This window comes from Collinsella sp. AM41-2BH, from assembly GCF_003468085.1.
Taxonomy (GTDB): domain Bacteria; phylum Actinomycetota; class Coriobacteriia; order Coriobacteriales; family Coriobacteriaceae; genus Collinsella.
On record NZ_QSGH01000010.1, the window covers coordinates 10929 to 26539 of the forward strand.

At 59.0% G+C, this 15611-nt stretch carries 15 protein-coding genes and 1 riboswitch; of the genes, 4 read left to right on the top strand and 11 right to left on the bottom strand.

What is annotated here, in order from left to right:
• The first annotated feature begins 571 nt into the window (after positions 1–571).
• From DW899_RS06315 to DW899_RS06325, 3 genes are all read left to right on the top strand, one after another.
• A complete protein-coding gene (locus DW899_RS06315; protein WP_117583924.1) occupies positions 572–1141 on the top strand; it encodes a hypothetical protein in 570 nt (189 codons plus the stop codon).
• A gap of 212 nt (positions 1142–1353) precedes the next feature.
• Positions 1354–3105 carry an ABC transporter ATP-binding protein gene (locus tag DW899_RS06320; RefSeq protein WP_117800359.1) on the top strand — a complete coding sequence of 584 codons (1752 nt, stop codon included), beginning with the start codon at positions 1354–1356 and terminating at the stop codon, positions 3103–3105.
• Positions 3098–3844, top strand: coding sequence for an energy-coupling factor transporter transmembrane protein EcfT (locus DW899_RS06325; protein WP_117800360.1), 747 nt, complete (start codon positions 3098–3100; stop codon positions 3842–3844). The genes DW899_RS06320 and DW899_RS06325 overlap by 8 nt, the downstream gene beginning before the upstream one ends.
• A gap of 125 nt (positions 3845–3969) precedes the next feature.
• Here DW899_RS06325 and DW899_RS06330 read toward each other — a convergent pair whose 3' ends face one another.
• A complete protein-coding gene (locus tag DW899_RS06330) occupies positions 3970–4716 on the bottom strand; it encodes an aspartate/glutamate racemase family protein (protein ID WP_233539926.1) in 747 nt (248 codons plus the stop codon).
• Positions 4717–4800: 84 nt separating this feature from the next.
• Positions 4801–6057: an ATP-grasp domain-containing protein gene (locus DW899_RS06335; protein WP_117800362.1), complete on the bottom strand. Its 1257-nt coding sequence runs from the start codon at positions 6055–6057 to the stop codon at positions 4801–4803.
• 394 nt (positions 6058–6451) lie between these two features.
• On the opposite strand from DW899_RS06335, the gene DW899_RS06340 reads away from it, so the two are divergent.
• Positions 6452–7585: a glucosaminidase domain-containing protein gene (locus tag DW899_RS06340; protein ID WP_117635409.1), complete on the top strand. Its 1134-nt coding sequence runs from the start codon at positions 6452–6454 to the stop codon at positions 7583–7585.
• A gap of 54 nt (positions 7586–7639) precedes the next feature.
• Here DW899_RS06340 and DW899_RS06345 read toward each other — a convergent pair whose 3' ends face one another.
• The 9 genes from DW899_RS06345 to DW899_RS06385 form a co-directional block, all read right to left on the bottom strand.
• Entirely contained in the window at positions 7640–9007 is a 1368-nt protein-coding gene (locus DW899_RS06345) for a protein kinase (RefSeq protein ID WP_158566582.1), read from the bottom strand.
• A 99-nt stretch (positions 9008–9106) separates the two neighbouring features.
• The gene (locus tag DW899_RS06350; protein WP_117790638.1) at positions 9107–9529 is read right to left on the bottom strand and encodes an XRE family transcriptional regulator; all 423 of its coding nucleotides are present in this window, start codon (positions 9527–9529) and stop codon (positions 9107–9109) included.
• Positions 9530–9567: 38 nt separating this feature from the next.
• Complete coding sequence (locus tag DW899_RS06355) at positions 9568–10110, bottom strand: DUF4352 domain-containing protein (protein ID WP_233539927.1); 543 nt, start codon at positions 10108–10110, stop codon at positions 9568–9570.
• A 418-nt stretch (positions 10111–10528) separates the two neighbouring features.
• A complete protein-coding gene (locus DW899_RS06360; protein WP_199570284.1) occupies positions 10529–11632 on the bottom strand; it encodes an ADP-ribosylglycohydrolase family protein in 1104 nt (367 codons plus the stop codon).
• Positions 11633–11641: 9 nt separating this feature from the next.
• Positions 11642–12565, bottom strand: coding sequence for a GIY-YIG nuclease family protein (locus DW899_RS06365; RefSeq protein ID WP_199570285.1), 924 nt, complete (start codon positions 12563–12565; stop codon positions 11642–11644).
• A gap of 483 nt (positions 12566–13048) precedes the next feature.
• Positions 13049–13318, bottom strand: coding sequence for a hypothetical protein (locus tag DW899_RS06370; protein ID WP_117800366.1), 270 nt, complete (start codon positions 13316–13318; stop codon positions 13049–13051).
• 83 nt (positions 13319–13401) lie between these two features.
• Positions 13402–13743 (bottom strand): HigA family addiction module antitoxin, encoded by a 342-nt coding sequence (locus tag DW899_RS06375; protein WP_117800367.1) that lies wholly within the window; start codon positions 13741–13743, stop codon positions 13402–13404.
• The gene (locus DW899_RS06380) at positions 13715–13996 is read right to left on the bottom strand and encodes a type II toxin-antitoxin system RelE/ParE family toxin (RefSeq protein WP_117800368.1); all 282 of its coding nucleotides are present in this window, start codon (positions 13994–13996) and stop codon (positions 13715–13717) included. Before DW899_RS06380 ends, DW899_RS06375 begins: the two co-directional genes overlap by 29 nt.
• 101 nt (positions 13997–14097) lie before the next feature.
• On the bottom strand, positions 14098–15285 hold the full coding sequence (locus DW899_RS06385; RefSeq protein WP_117800369.1) for an amidohydrolase: 1188 nt from the start codon (positions 15283–15285) through the stop codon (positions 14098–14100).
• Positions 15286–15430: 145 nt separating this feature from the next.
• Positions 15431–15599: riboswitch (Lysine riboswitch) on the top strand.
• The last annotated feature ends 12 nt before the right edge of the window (positions 15600–15611 follow it).

The window sequence follows — 15611 nt, forward strand, 5'->3', positions numbered from 1 at the left end:
ACCAAGCCGAGCACCACGACCACGGTGACCACCAACAAGACGAACACCAAGGGCAACCTGCCCACCACCGGTGACCGTTTTGATGGCCGCATGGTGGCTGCGTTCGCCGCTGCCGGCGTCGTCGTCATCTCCGCAGGCGGTTACTTCCTCTACCGTCGCAATAAGGAGTAACGTCTTAGCTGAGCGGGCGAGGCAGCAATGGCAGCCTCGCCCGCTTAGCCCGCTCTTTTGACCGACGGGAAACCCGCCTGAAATCTTTTCAAAAAAGATTTCCTCGCATACACTTCGCTGTGCTATAGTGCAGCGCAACAGCAACTAGGTGCGACCGCGCCACGGCATCACGAAAGGAGCCACCAACATGAAGAACACGATGACGTCTCTCAACAACTGGTGGTGGCGTGATGCGAATACGATCGGTCGACAGTGAGTCCCTCACGCCTGTTTTTGCGCTCTAGGTGATTGGAAGGCCTCCGGTTTCGACCGGGGGCTTTTTTCTATCTCGAGCCCGATCGCATTCGCATCACGCGCCTCCGCTTTTCTCTTGCACTCCCATTCCGAAAGGATTTTCACCATGTCTCAGAACACCGCCGCCCAGCCCCGCACCGTCCAGACCGCCGACCGCGGCAAACTCGATGTCCGCGCCCTCGTCCTGCTCGCCATCCTGCTCGCCGCCGGCTTCATCCTCAACTTTACCGTCGGCAAGGCAATCTCGGGCATCTCGGGCGGCATGATCAGCCCCGAGTTCATCATCTCGGCCTTCTGCCTCACCATCCTGGTCGTTCGCCCCAACATCGGTCAGGCGCTCGTCATTGGCCTCATCTCGGCTGCCGTGATCCAGATCACCACCACCTCGCCGTTCGTCGATTTTGCCGCCGAGGGCATCGCCGCCATGCTCATGGCCGTCATCGTCAATGCCGCCGGCAAGAACGGTCAGGTCAAGCCCGCCATCGCCATTGTCGCGACGTTCGTGACCACCTTTGTCTCGGGCGTCATCTTCATGGTCATCAAGATGGCCATGCTCGGCGTGGTGGGCGAGCTCGCCGCCGCCATGCTGCCCGTCGTCGCCATGACCGCCGTCTTTAACGCCATTCTGGTCGGCGCCCTCTACTTGCCCATCCAGAAGACCCTGAAGCTCAACTAACCCGTTCGGCTTTATGAGCCACCCCATCTTGGCGTTCATTCGTCGCTCGCGTACCCAAGTACGCTTCGCTCCTCTTTCGCGCCAACCTGGAGCCCCTCGTAAAGCCGTCTCCGCACTCCACCAACAAAGACCATCCCAAACGACTAGCTTTTGGGGACGTTCTTAAACGACTAGTCATGTAAGAACGTCCCCAATGACTATGAAAGGTATCCATGGAAACGATCATCAACGTCGACGATGTCTCGTTCTCCTATGGCACGCAGACCGAGCAGGCGCTTAGCCACATCTCGCTCAGCGTGAACAAGGGAGATTTCATCGGCATCATCGGGCCCTCGGGCGCCGGCAAGTCCACGCTTTCCGCCTGCCTGTCGGGCGCCGTGCCCCACCACTACACCGGCACGTTCTTTGGGTCCGTCATGGTTGACGGCCACGACACCTGCGAGGTCTCGTTGACCGACGTGTCGCAAATCGTCGGCAGCGTGCTGCAAGACATCGACACGCAGATGGTCGCCTCCGTGGTTGAGGATGAGATGCTCTTTGGCCTCGAGAACTTTGGCGTGCCGCACGACCAGATTGAGCAGCGCGTCACCGAAACCCTCGAGACCGTCGGCATCAGCGACCTGCGCGACCGCGAGATCGCCACCCTCTCGGGCGGACAGAAGCAAAAGGTAGCCATCGCTGCCATCCTCGCTATGCGTCCGCGCGTCTTGGTTCTCGACGAGCCCACCGCGGCACTCGACCCCGCCAGCTCCACGTTGGTCTTCGAGACGCTACGTGAGGCAAACCGCGCACTTGGAATCACCATCGTCGTCGTTGAGCAAAAGGTCGCCCTGCTCTCGGAGTACTGCAACCGCGTGCTCGTGCTCAACCAGGGCGAAATCGCGCTGCAGGGCGAGCCACACGAGGTCTTCGCGCATACCGACGAGCTCCGTGCCATCGGCGTCGACTGCCCTCGCGTCACGCGTATCTTCAATAGCCTCCAGGCCGATGGCCTGGTAAGCGGTACCCCTTGCTTGGATGTCGATGAGGCCGAGCGCCTGATTTCGGGCATCGTCGACCCCGCACACGCAAGCAGCGACATTCAGGCACCCGCCGGCTCACCGCACGCACCGTCGTTGCGCCCGCACGCCAAGGACGCCGAGCCCGTGCTCACCTTCGACCATGTTGAGTTTGCCTATCCCAATGGCGGCGCCGCCGTCCACGACCTCAACCTAACCCTCTATCCCGGCGAGCTCGTGGGCATCGTCGGCCAGAACGGTGCCGGCAAGACCACGCTCACCAAGCTGCTCACAGGCCTGCTTAAGCCCGCCTCAGGCAGCGTGCGCGTCACGGGACTGGATACCGCAGCCGTTCCCACGAGCCGTATCGCCCGCGAAGTCGCAACCCTCTTCCAAAACCCTGACCGTCAGATCTGCAAGGACACCGTGCTCGACGAGGTCGCCTTTGGCTTGGAGCTTGGCGGCATGGACCGCGCCGAGGCTCTGCGTCGCGCCCAGCTCGTCATCGACCGCTTTGGCCTGCCTGCCGATGAGGCACCTTTCTCGCTTTCGCGCGGTCAGCGCCAGATGGTGGCACTCGCCTCTGTCGTGGTCGTAGAGCCCAAGATCGTCGTGCTCGACGAGCCCACGAGCGGCCTTGATTACCGCGAGTGCATGACCGTCATGGAAACGGTGCGCACCATGGCCGAGCGCGGTTGCGCCGTTATCATGGTCTGCCACGATATGGAAGTCGTTTCGGATTTTGCCGAGCGCATTGTGGTAATGGCAAACGGCCGCATCCTCGACCGCGGCCGCACGCACGAGCTGTTTTCGAACATCGAACTCATGCAGCGTGCCTACGTCGAGCCGCCCCAGGTCATTGAACTCTCACGCCGCCTGGCATCCTCCGTCTCGCCTGCCTTTGCGCAGGTGAGTGAGGTCACCGATATCGTTCGTATTACCGAGGAGATGGACCGCCGTGGTTAACGTCATCGACTACATGCCGGGCGATACGCTGCTGCATCGCCTGAACCCCGTTATCAAACTGGGCCTCGCCGCCGCCATCATCATCGGCATCTTCTTGTCCGACACCTACGTGGCGCTGCTGGGCTTTTTGGCACTCACCCTTGTACTGGGTGCCTATGCCGGCGTCGTCAACCGTCTGTTCTCGCTACTCAAGTTGCTGATTCCGCTCGCGCTTATCATGCTGGTGCTCCAGCTGGCCTTTATGCGCGATGGCAACGTGGTGTGGGGCTTTGTCACCGACGAGGGCCTCATCACCGGAACAAAGGCCTGCCTGCGTCTGTTGGGCGTGGCGCTGCCGCTCATCCTCATGCTTATGGTGACCAAGCTCAACGACCTCGCCAACGCCTGCGTCGAGGTGCTGCACGTGCCATATCGCTATGCCTTCACCTTTACCACGGCGCTGCGCTTTGTGCCGGTATTTGGCCAGGAAATGAACGCCATCATGGAGGCGCAGACTGCACGCGGCGTAGAATACGACACTAAGAATCCCGTCAAGAAACTCAAGCTCATGCTGCCGCTGTGCGTGCCACTGCTTATTTCGAGCGTGGGCAAGACCGATGCCACCGCGCTTGCCGCCGAGCAGCGCGGCTTCTACCTGCGCACGCGTGCGAGTTCGTATAAGCGCTACCCCATCAAAGGCCTGGATATCGCCGTACTTATCGTCAGTATCGCCCTTATCTCCATCGGCTTCCTTTTCTAGTTCACCACCGACAGCAACCGCCCAACGCAAAAGGCCTCGGCTCGCACCAAACGAGCCGAGGCCTTTACTGTTTCACCAGATAAAACCTACCAAAATAAACCTGTCCCTTTTTGGCAGGTCGGAAGCTAGAGGCGGTAGGGGGCGCCGCTGCGGATGATGGATTCGCGCACCAGGACGTCCATGGCGTCAAGGGTAATCTCGGGCATCTCTCGGTACTTCTGCAGCACCGATAGCTCGGTGCAGGCCAGAATGACGCGGTCGCAGCCGCTACGGGCGAACTCCCACATCACGCGGTCGAACTTATCCATATCGGGCTCACGTCCGGCCTTCACATCATCGTAGATAAGCGACATCACATCGTTCTGACGCTTCTCGCTGGGATAGACAACCTCGACACCCGCAGCCTCGCATTCGCGGCCGTAGACGCCCGCGCCCACGGTGCCGTCGGTTCCCATGATGCCAATCTTGTGCACCGGCTCGGCCGGCATACTCAGGTTGGGGTCGAACTCACACTCCCCCATCACCGCACCCGCAAGGGCATAGCGAACCGACTCACGCGGCATGTGGATAATCGGCACCTTCGTAAACGACTGGATCTGGTCGTAAAAGTAGTGTGACGTGTTGCAGGGAACGGCAATGTGCGCACAGCCCAGCGACTCGAGTGCCTGGGCACACTCTTTCATGGTCGCCAGCAGCTTGGCATGCTCGCCGGTCTTAATGGCCAGCGTGCGGTCAGGCATGGTCGACTTGGAGAGCACCACCATGTCGATATGTTCCTGATCGCAGGCAGCAGCCGTGTGGCGCACCACTTGGTCGTAGTAATACGACGTGGCCTCGGCGCCCATGCCGCCGATAACTCCCAGCTTTTCCATCGCCGCCTCCTTGGTGACGCTTGCGCAATTGCGCGTATCATACCCGCGCCCGCCCGATGTAAACCGGACGGGCGCCGCACTCATCTACTTGTAATACGTCTTGAACAGCTTAAAGTGGCGCAGCTTGGTGTGCCACATGCGCAGCCAGCGGTTAAAGACAAAGTCGCCCTTCATAAACGAAGGGTCGGCGCCCTTGCCTTCCTTGTCCAGGCGATGCACCTCCGCGCGCAACTCGGGATCCTTGACGTACTTGTCGACGACGCCCATGGGAACGACCATCCACAGTGCCTCGTCCTGTGCCGTCACAAACTCCGGCTCAAACGGACGGTTGAACACATACTCGTCCACCACATACTTGGCGACGTTAAAGCCGCTGTTGGTAACGTAGTAGTTGCTGCGACCTTGGCGCGTGTTGAAATCGAAGAACTTAAACGAGCCGTCGCGCTCGTCGTACTTAACGTCAAAGTTGGAATAGCCCACAAAGTGAAGGTCCTCGAGCAACTTGCGCACGCCGCCCATGAGCTCGTCATTGGGCTCGGTGATGATGCAGGCGTGGTTGCCGACACCGTGAGGCTGATGCTCCTCGAGCAGCACGTGACCCAGGCACATCATACGCACCTTGCCGTTACGGTCGGAATAACTGGTGAGCACGCGCATGTACTCGTCGTTGCCGGGCACGCGATCCTGCAAGATCAGGTCGTCGGTGTAGCCGCTGGCATACGAGTCGCGAATGACCTGTTCCAGCTCGGCACGGTCGGCAATCTCATAGGCCTTTTTCTGGCCCTCGAACTCGTGCTGCCACCACATGATGCCGTCAGAAGGCTTCAGAATCATCGGGTAGGGAAAATCGATCTGGTCGAGCACTTCGGCAGGCGCCTCGCCTTGGGCGTTCAGCATCGCCATGGTGAAGGTAAAGGTATGCGGATAGGGCACGCCATGCTTCTCGCACAGCTCGTAGAAGATCTCCTTCTTCTGACACTGCTCAAGCATGCTATAGGGAGCGTAAGGCGCGACGATGTTATCCGCCAACTCATGGGCATCCTTGGCCTGAGCCACGAGGGCAACATAGTTATCGCCACAGCCCACAAGGACAATCGTCTTATCGGCATGCGCTTGGGCAATGCCGTTGACGGTCCTGAGCATCACGGGCATGGTATCGATATCCACGTTGGGCGTGTAGTCGATAATCTGGCTGCGGTACGCGGGACCCGTCTGATACTTGCCAAAGACCAGACTCTTGACCTGGTACTCCTCATAGAAGGCGCGCGCCACCGAATAGGCGTTGATGTCGCCACCGAGCAGCACGGGAATGAACTCGCGCTCTGTAAACTGCAATGCCATGGAAACTTCCTATCATGAACTGCCCACACAACGGGGCGGTCTTTGCGCAACTGATTTATTCTAGCGTGCCAAGCCGCCGGCGCCCAAAGCTCCATCGTATCTATGGCAATCGACGTAATCGTCCAGCATGAAATCCGCCCTCGCCGTGATGGGACCCTGTAGTTGCAAAACCCCACATGAGGCGACTTTTGATAAACAAAAACCCTCTCGACAGGGTTCCGTAACGTTAAAGTTGAACTCTATGGTTTCTCAACAATTCATCATAACTGCAGGTCAAAGCCAAAGCCTCAAGTTCAACTTGACCCTTTGGAACCTTTAAGGTTCAAGTTGAGGTCGAAAGCAGTAGTAGAATACCGTTCGAACCATAACCTACGATTGATTGCAGAGGGACTGGATGCAGCATTCGAATCATCGCACCGCAGCGCTCATTGCGTCGAAGCCGGCTCGTATCATCACGAGCGCCGCGCTCGCCGTTGCGCTGACGGCCACGCCGATGCTCTCCCCCGTTGCGGCGTATGCCGCCTCGCAGGCAACGCAGGACCAGCTTTCCGCAGCCCAGCAGAAGATCGAAGCCGCCACGAGCGCCTACAACGACGCCCGCACCAAACTCGATGACCTGCAAAAGCAGATTGACTCCAATGAGGCAAGCATCGAGGAAATCGAAGCTAAACTTCCCGAGCAGCAGGCCAAGGCAAGCTCCGCCATGCGCGATCTGTACAAGTATCAGAAAGGCACCAATCCCATCGTGAGCTTCCTGGTCAATGCGCAGAGCCTGGGTGAGTTCATCACGACCTGTAAATACACCAACCAGATCACGAGCTCGAGCGTCGACGAGATCGAAGAGCTCAATAATATGCAAACCGAACTCGAGCAGAACAAGGCCGAGCTCCAGCAGGCCAAGTCTCAGCTTGAGGCAGAGCAGAAAAACGCCGAGGATGCGCTGGCGCAGGCCCAGCAGCTCCGCAGCGAGGCACAGGCAAAAGCCGAGCAGGAAAATGCCGCCGAGCTTGCCAAGCTTGAGGCCGATAAGGCCGCTGCCGCCGAGAAGCTCTCGGGCGAGGGCGTAAGCGGCGGCAATTCCAGCAGCCAGGCCACCAACACCAACACCACCATAGACACCACGGTGAACAACTCCAATACCGGTAGTTCCGATTACGATTCGTTCATTAATGAGTGGACGAGCCGCATCGACAATTATCTCGCCGGCTCCCCCATGGCAGGCCAGGGCTATAACTTTGCCGTCGCCGCTTGGAATACCGGTGTCGACCCCCGTTGGTCCCCCGCCATCGCCTGCATCGAGAGCACCAAGGGTGCTTATTGCGCCAATTCTTACAACGCCTGGGGCTGGAGTGCCCGTGGCGGCGGTTGGCGCAGCTTTGGCAGCTGGAGCGAGGGCATCTCCGCTCACGTTGCCTATCTGGGCGCCAACTACGGCTCCACCCTTACCCCGGCAGCGGCCAAAAAGTACTGCCCGCCCACGTGGCAGGACTGGTACAACAAAGTCGCCGCTCAGATGAACCGCATTTAAGCGCTACTGCAAAGGGCCCCAATCGGGACCCTTTTCTTATAGCGGTACATTGCATTAAGCGACTATGCCGGTTGCGTTGCCGACGGCAATAATCACGATCATGATGACGCACATAATTCCCAGCGCCTTAAGCCACAGCGTGACAAACTCACGGCCCCGATAACGATCAAGCACGGGAAAGCGGCGCCGAAGCCTGCGGCGGTCGAGCACGCCAAACGAGATGAGCACCACCATGCCATCGACCATAAGAAAATACTCAAGGGCCAAAAACCACGTTGGATAGCTGCGGTTGGCTCCCGTGGGCTGGAATACGGCAAAATGGCTTCCGACCAGTAGCAGCAAGGTTGCCGCATAGATCATGCCGTTCCATATACGCCCAATGGGTTCCGGGATCCGTGAAAGCAGGCTCTTGCGGCGAGGAGCCACCGAAGAGACTTCCTTGGGCCGCCGCCCGAAAGACGGCGCCATTTGCGGAGCAGCCTGCGCCATTGAAGGCGCCGTCGTGCTATTCGAGCCAGGCTCAGGCAGACACAGCCCGTATGCCGCGCGCGCAGCGTGTCCGAGCGCCTCGGCACTTCCAAAGCGCTTGGCCGGATCGAGCGCCATGGCCATGCAAATGACATCAGCCAGCGCCACGGGGACGTCGCACGCCTCGCATTGCTCGCGCATATTCTGACCCGGCTTAGGGTCAGCCCCCGTCAGACAAAAGAACAGAAGCGCGCCGAGCGCATAGACATCGCTGCGCACGCTCGTCTGCCCAAAACCATATTGCTCGGGTGGCGCATAGGGTCGCGTTCCAAACTTAACCGTGTCGGCATCGGCCCCGTCACGCCACACCCGCGCGATTCCCAGGTCGATAATCACCAGCGATGAGAAGGTCATGCCGGCATCGGCTGCATACCTCACGCCCGATACGATGATGTTCGAGGGCTTAAGGTCGCGGTGGATTACCGGTACCCCCGGCTCCCCCGCAGCCGCAAAACCAGCATGTAGCTCGCCTACCGCTTCACACAAAACGGGATACAGCCCGCGGGCATAATCGGGCGTCGCCCCCAAGCGTCCCACCAACGCCTCGAGTGTCTCGCCTTCGACATACTCCATCACCACGTCGAGCTCGTCGCCCACACGGCGGCAATCGACGATTCGCGGTAAGTGCTCAAAACGACGACCGGCGCGCTGGGCCGCAAACAGGCGCTCATAAGCTCCGCCAATCTGCACCGAAGCATCGATGCGCTTGCGGACAAAGGGGCCAAGAGACCCGCCACCAGAGCCCTCAAAATAGACGAGTTCGGTCGTCTCGACATCCGAGAGCTTGAGCACGCGCTCCACACGATAGCTGTCATCGCGGTCGAGCGACGCCAAATGCTCGACAAGCGAAGCAGTCAGCTCATCATCGGAATATGTTGGGCTCTGAGTATCCATAGCGTCCATCATAACGCAGGGCGCGGACACCCCATGCTGTCCGCACCCCGTTCGTTTGCATGGTTGTTCTGGTGACACCGCCGGCTCAGCCATCGGCCACTAACTCACCGTTTCCTCGCCAAAGCGATACAGCTCTTCATTGACCTTTTGGAGGCTACAGCCACGGTCGATGCAAAAGATAATGATTGCATCGCGACGGTCCTTGCAGTTGAGGACGCTCACTCCGGCAGCCGTCAGGGCGCGGTTGGTCTCTTTCATCGACAGCGCCATTGCAAAGGCAATCTGCAGCACCTTATTGCGGCTCGGATTGCGCGAACCGGTAAAGATCTGATAGCCAAAGGTCTCGTTGAGGTCGGCCATACGCACCACGCGTGAACGCTCGAGCCCCTTCTCTTGCAGCAACTGCTTTAAGTAATCCGAAAGCGACGGGGCGGCAAAGTCGTGTTCCTTGATATAGCCATCGATACTCGGCGCATCAAGGAGCTCGTTGAGCAACTCGTCCGTCAGCTTTTTATCGGGCATGCGGCTTCACCTCCAAACGACCCAACGGCATCAACACGCTAAGCAAGCACCCAGCTAGCAGTCGCGGTCTTTTCGAGCATGTTGGCAAAATATAGGGCCTTCTTGATGTCGCCGTCAAAGTAAATATTGCCCGCAACGGAGCCGCCGGCGGCAAGGGTGCCAGACTGCAGCTCGTCAGAGCCTTCGCTGTAATAGCCCTGGTTCTGCTGGGCGCCGTTGGCGTCCTCGCCCTTCCAGTCGTAGACATTGTAATCCGCGCCCTCATCGCCATTGTTGACGTACGTGACGTGAATGCCCGTCATGGTCGAACCGTCAAAATTGGTAAGCCCGGTCTGCACGGAATCGACAGTAACGGAAAGACCGGCAGCCGTGGTCACGGTCGTGCCGACGGCCAGGTCGGTCGTTGGCTGTTCCTCCTTTTTCGACTCCTCCTTCTTATCCGCGTCGCCGGCGTCCTCGATAACGGTCGCCTTATCGCTGCCACAGCCCGCAAGCAGGCCGGCAGTCCCCAAGGCAACGGTGGCGAACGCGCCAAGCGCAGCGCGACGGCTCAGCAGCACTTCGTTTTCGAGCTTTTTCATCATGCATCCTTCCTACGATCCGGCTACCGCGCCGGCACACAGCACATCGTAGGGAGAGAAGGAAACGAATTCATTAGCTGGGAGCTAATGGGGGCTTGTTAGCTAGATTGGTACTGGATTGAGAAGATGCCTGTTCTGATGAAGCGGTGATTGAGGCTTCGGCTCTAATGCCAAAGCGCCCTTGCCGCGTCTCTGGCCGACGTTAGCCGCACCCCTCTCACCTGCAAGATGCCCATGAGGGGGCTGCCCGTCGAAGATAGCGCGCGCATGGTGTTCGACGATTCCGTCGCCCCGCTATCGAATAAAAGATATGGTCCTAAGATCACTCAGGCAATAAAGCAATAGCGCTGCTGTATATCTCCCCGTGCTTTAAGTCGGCATCAGCCACCTCAGGCAAGCGATTCAAATCACGGCACCCCTATGCCAGCTCGCGAAGCCTCCCGAGCGCCAGCCTGAACCACTCCAGATCGTCCTCATCAGGCACGCCATCGTACTTCCAGTGCGTTATGTAGCGCCACCGAGAGAAGACGCCGCTGCCCAGAAGCCCAACGTCGTCTATGGTGTCTATGTCCTCTCGCAGTCCTTCGTCCGTACCGGAGCGTGGATATGCCCCGGCAAAGGCCTCACCGCAGTCCATGTGCCAACCCAGGCCGAACATGTCATGGGCCAACGCGTGGAAGTCGCGGGTGGGACCGTCCAGCGAATCCTCGAAGCGCTTAACAAACCTTCGCAGGTCATCACCGTAAGCCCCGCCGAACAAACAAGGCTCAATCACGTCCTTGCCGCGCAAGGCCTCTAACCACTCGGTCGGAATGCCCTCGTATCCGTACAGGATGCCGGCCAATCCACCGGCCACGCAAGCCGTGGTGTCGGTATCGTTGCCCAGGTTCACGGCGGTCAGTACGCAGTCGTGGTAGTTAGCGGTATGTTCTAGGCACCAGATGGCGGCGTGGTAAGTATCCCACACGTAGCCGCCGCTGGCACCAGCCCTGCCCTCGCTCTCGCAGCCGGCGTGCCCGCTGTAAAGCACCTCGCGGGCATAGGCGATCATGTCCACGCAGGCCTGGCAGCAGTCGTCGGTGGCGCGGGTGATCGCGCTGACCTCCCTTATGTCGCAGTCGGAGCATTCCATGAACACCATAGGCAGGCAGCGCATGAGCGAGCCGTTGCCCTTGCTGTATTCGCTTGTGAGCCCGCAACCCGTATCGAGCGCCTGCCTGGTGGCGTTGCCGTAGTCGAAGACGTTCCCGTCGGCGGTGTATGCGCCTTCGTTTATCCATTTGCGGAACTTGACGAGGATATCGTCGCAATTGATATCGCCTAGCTCGCGGTAGCTGTCGCACAGCGCGAGCGCCATGGACGTGTCGTCGCTCCATGTGCCCGCAGGCTGGTTGTGCGTGCCGCGGCCCACCATGTCCGTGCAGGTAAAGCTGCCGCGCAGCCTGAACTCGTAGGGCACGCCGAGCGCATCGCCCACGGCCATGCCGTACACGCAATCCCTCACCGTCCGTAACAAGCCCATGGCGCGCACCTAGTTCCAGTTCATGCCGAACTTGCGCGAGCAAAGCACGTCTTTCCAGTGACTCTCGCGCTCGCACACCTCGGCGGTGGTCATCTTGGTGTCGCACACCTCTAGGATGGAGTAGGTGAAGTTTTCCATGATGTACCCAGTTCCGTGCTCGGCCACGATGGCCTTGAACTCCTTGTTGCCGCCCGTCGGGTCCATGGGGTTGGCATAGGCGCTCCAGCGCTGCCAGATACCCAAGTCCGCGCCCGCGTCCTTCTTGCTGTCGCCTGAGGCCGAGCCCACGTAGAGTTTCCCCGTCGCGGTGTCGGTGATGCAGTAGACGCCCTTCACGTTGTCCAACGCCCAGTACCAGTCGGAGCCCACGCTGGCGATAACGGCCCGCAAGGTCTTGTGGTCGATGCACACGTACTTGTAGCCAGGGAAAGGGGCAACGTTGCCCAGGCTCATCGAGTACTCGTACACTACGGGCTCGAAGTCGTGCATCGTGTTCTCGTAGAACTTGTTGTAGATGTCGCGCCCGATAGGCTTCTTCAACTTGATGATGAGGCGCTTGATGTAGGCCTCGTAGTCGGGAAGAAGCGTCAACTTGTAGCCCACGCCGCCCAGTACCTCGGGTACGGCCTTCTCCACTTTGTGCATGCCGCCGAAGATGAAGTACTCGGGCCCGTAGGTGTAGTACTGTGCGAACGAGAGCAGGTAATCCGCATGGTTGAGGTTGTTATTCGCTTGTCCCGTCGCGCTCCTCCACGCGTTCATCTCGTACCATCGCGAGCCGCTATCGGTCTTCTCGGGGGTCGAGGTGTCCTTCAGCAGCATGTCGTACGCGCGCACGTTCACGTCGCCAGCGTTCATGTTGAATTTGATCTTTGTCTTCTCTGGGTGCGCCACCGGCATCAAATCCCTGAGCGTTATAACAGCATTTCCCATGTTAATTCCGCCGTTTCAGTTTGAAAAGCCTGTAGGTCGAATCATACCACTCGCTTTCCAGACGAAAATTAGCGCTCGGCTAACCGCTCTGCTGTTGTCGTTTCTTATGGCAAAGAAGAGCACGGAGCCGATAAGCCCTGCGCCCGTGTTTATGCCTTGTTTAGCGATTGTTCGTGTTGTACCCGCACAGCTATTTTTGGTGAATATTCCGAAAGAAAGGAAGATAAGAGCGAATCATCCACGCCACCATCCGTCTCGCCCGCACTCGGGCAATACGCAGTGCCCGCTCCTGATCGGCCGTCCCTAGCGCCGGCGCGAACTCTTAGATGGCGTCTTTTGCGCTCATCACCTTACGGAAGACGGTCGCGTCCTGCTTGCCGATGGGAATCGCGATCTTCTTGCCGCCCGTGCGTCGCACTCCGTCTTGAACAACATGTCCCATCCGGCCGCTTTTCGTTTCGCCCTCAAGAAGCTCGTCGAAGCCTAGCCCACCGTGACGGATTCCCCGGTAAAGGTGCTAATGAGCAGCAGGATAAAGAACGCCAGGTAACTGATGCTCAGCAGATAGGCGCTAACCAAAAAGATGGTCCATCCAACATTGCTCTTGCCTTCGGCACGGCGCTGTTCGCGAGAACGACACAGCCAGATCGTCACGCCAATAGCGGCAATCAGCAGCACGAGCGCCGCTGCGGCTAGCCCGGCAAGCGCAAACATCACGCCAATGCCCACAGCAATAACCGGGAGCAGCAGCAAGCCGCACCCGCACCCACCAGGACTGTACACGACAGATTGTCCGCGTCGTTCCATCGTCACTCCAACCTCAACATCTTTGAGCACTACAATGCGATGGCTTGCTGGACAGGAACGATCTTGTCGAGTTCCGGCGCGATCCGCCTCTTCTCCGCCTCGAGATCAAATGCCATCTGGGCGCGCAGCCAATAACCATCCGTCAGGCCAAAGTAACGACAAAGACGCAGGTCGGTGTCAGCCGTCACACGACGCCTTCCCAAGATAATCTGCCCGATACGCTGAGCCGGAATCCCGGTCTCCTTAGCAAGGCGATATTGAGAAATGCCCATAGGTACAAGGAATTCCTCTTTGAGAAGCTCGCCAGGAGTCACCGGCGGCAGCAAATCAGCCGCAGTCTCATCACTTGTGATAATCAACGATTTCGACATTCCAAGCCATCCCCTGCCTCCACTCAAAACAGACCCGATAGCGCTCGTTAACACGGATGCTATATTGGCCGGCGCGATCGCCCTTCAACGCTTCAAGACGGTTACCTGGCGGAACGCGAAGATCATCAAGCGAAGCACAGACCTGCAGCTGGCGAATCTTCCTCAATGCGACCCGCTCAAAGGGTATGAACCTCCTGACCCGCACGCCCATGGCAAAACGCTCGGTATCCTCATCTTTATACGATGCAATCATAGTATCGCCTTACGTTAATAACGTCAAACGTTTCTATAGACTTACATCTCTATTATACCGTACATCTGTTCGTGTTTTCTAGAACAGGCATCCTTCGACACTTAAGCAAGCAAAAGCAATCGTTTGTAGACATCGAGGCCTTTGAGCAGGATTTCCTCGTCAAAGAGCATGGTACCAGTATGCAGGGCGCTCGTGGCATAGGCAGGGCAGCCATCCGAATCGATCGGGTTTTCTTGTCCCTCCGGCATGCCCATACCCAGCAGGAAGAACACACCCGGCAGATGGCGCTGATAGAAGGCAAAGTCCTCGGCGATTAGCAGTGGCTCGTCCACAAGTTGCAGCTCGGACAAGGCAGGCGCAATGTGGGCGAACAGCTCGGGGTCGTTATCGACCGGCGGATACCCTTCAGCAAAGTCGAGGTCGTACGTACAGCCTGTTGCGGCGCAGGCCTCGTCCAACACGCGGCGCACGCCCTCGCGCGCACGGTCGAACATACCGTCCGTAAATACGCGGAGGCTGCCAGCCACATGGGCCTCCCCCGCCACCGCATTGCAGACGGTGCCAGCCTGCAGCAGGCCGAACTTACCAATGCAGGGCTCGTCGGCACCTAACTCGTCCATGAGCTCGCGCTCGGAAACCAAGAACTTGGCCGCTGCCAGCGCGGCATCATGCGATTCCTCGACTGGAACGCCGTAGGTCTTGGCGATATGGATGCTCGCGCCATGGATATGAATGTGCGTCTCACTTGAGCGCGCCAGCAGCGGACCAGAACAACTCGCCAGCGTGCCGGCAGACAGATCGGGCCACACATGGAAGCCAAAAATGCGGTCGGCCCCATAGCGCTCGAACACACCACTCTCGCATACCGTCTTGGCACCACCGGTCGTTTCCTCGGCCGGCTGGAACACAAAAAGCACGTTGCGTTTAAGTGAACCCGGCTGCTCGCGAATCGTGCGGTCGACATACGTCGCGGCGGCGAGCGCCATGGCCATGTGTCCGTCGTGCCCGCAAGCGTGCATCTTGCCGGGATGAGACGAGGCGAAGGCCGCGCCCGTCGCCTCGGCAATGGGAAGCGCATCCATGTCGGCGCGAATCGCCGTGGCATGCGCGGCGCCAACGCCAGCGTCAAAGAACGCACAGACACAGCTGGGGCACGGATGGGTCAGCTCGCAGTCGAGCGGCGCCAACACGCCCTCGATATAGGCGATAGTCTGCGGAAGATCGAAGTCGAGCTCCGGAATCCTGTGCAAGTCGCGCCGATAGCGACGGAGTTCTTGGAGCTCGGTCATATTGATTCCTTCCATGGGTGCGCAACGGTTGCCATCTATTGTGCCGCAAGATTGCCGCACCCTTATATCCAGCATATCCCTGCATTTTTTAAACGTTATATACGAATACTCTTGTTTGGTAAAGTGCAACGTGGTAGGGTCTTTACCACTTGATAGAGGCGCGGGCACGAAGAGCCGCGGGCGAGCCGGCAGGCTTTGACCCCGTGGGGAGGCGAAACCCGCCGAACTGGGTTTTTCAGGCACGAAAAGCCTGGTGGGCCTGTGGGAAACACCCGCAGGACTGTCTGCAGCAATGCGGGAGCGCTATCCGGACATGGGGTCCACGC

Bases quoted from the DNA above. Each gene is read 5' to 3' on its own strand.
- DW899_RS06315 (WP_117583924.1), top strand. From the start codon at position 572: ATGTCTCAGAACACCGCCGCCCAGCCCCGCACCGTCCAGACCGCCGAC.
- DW899_RS06320 (WP_117800359.1), top strand. From the start codon at position 1,354: ATGGAAACGATCATCAACGTCGACGATGTCTCGTTCTCCTATGGCACG.
- DW899_RS06330 (WP_233539926.1), bottom strand. From the start codon at position 4,716: ATGGAAAAGCTGGGAGTTATCGGCGGCATGGGCGCCGAGGCCACGTCG.
- DW899_RS06335 (WP_117800362.1), bottom strand. From the start codon at position 6,057: ATGGCATTGCAGTTTACAGAGCGCGAGTTCATTCCCGTGCTGCTCGGT.
- DW899_RS06340 (WP_117635409.1), top strand. From the start codon at position 6,452: ATGCAGCATTCGAATCATCGCACCGCAGCGCTCATTGCGTCGAAGCCG.
- DW899_RS06345 (WP_158566582.1), bottom strand. From the start codon at position 9,007: ATGGATACTCAGAGCCCAACATATTCCGATGATGAGCTGACTGCTTCG.
- DW899_RS06350 (WP_117790638.1), bottom strand. From the start codon at position 9,529: ATGCCCGATAAAAAGCTGACGGACGAGTTGCTCAACGAGCTCCTTGAT.
- DW899_RS06355 (WP_233539927.1), bottom strand. From the start codon at position 10,110: ATGAAAAAGCTCGAAAACGAAGTGCTGCTGAGCCGTCGCGCTGCGCTT.
- DW899_RS06360 (WP_199570284.1), bottom strand. From the start codon at position 11,632: ATGGGCTTGTTACGGACGGTGAGGGATTGCGTGTACGGCATGGCCGTG.
- DW899_RS06365 (WP_199570285.1), bottom strand. From the start codon at position 12,565: ATGGGAAATGCTGTTATAACGCTCAGGGATTTGATGCCGGTGGCGCAC.
- DW899_RS06375 (WP_117800367.1), bottom strand. From the start codon at position 13,743: ATGTCGAAATCGTTGATTATCACAAGTGATGAGACTGCGGCTGATTTG.
- DW899_RS06380 (WP_117800368.1), bottom strand. From the start codon at position 13,996: ATGATTGCATCGTATAAAGATGAGGATACCGAGCGTTTTGCCATGGGC.
- DW899_RS06385 (WP_117800369.1), bottom strand. From the start codon at position 15,285: ATGACCGAGCTCCAAGAACTCCGTCGCTATCGGCGCGACTTGCACAGG.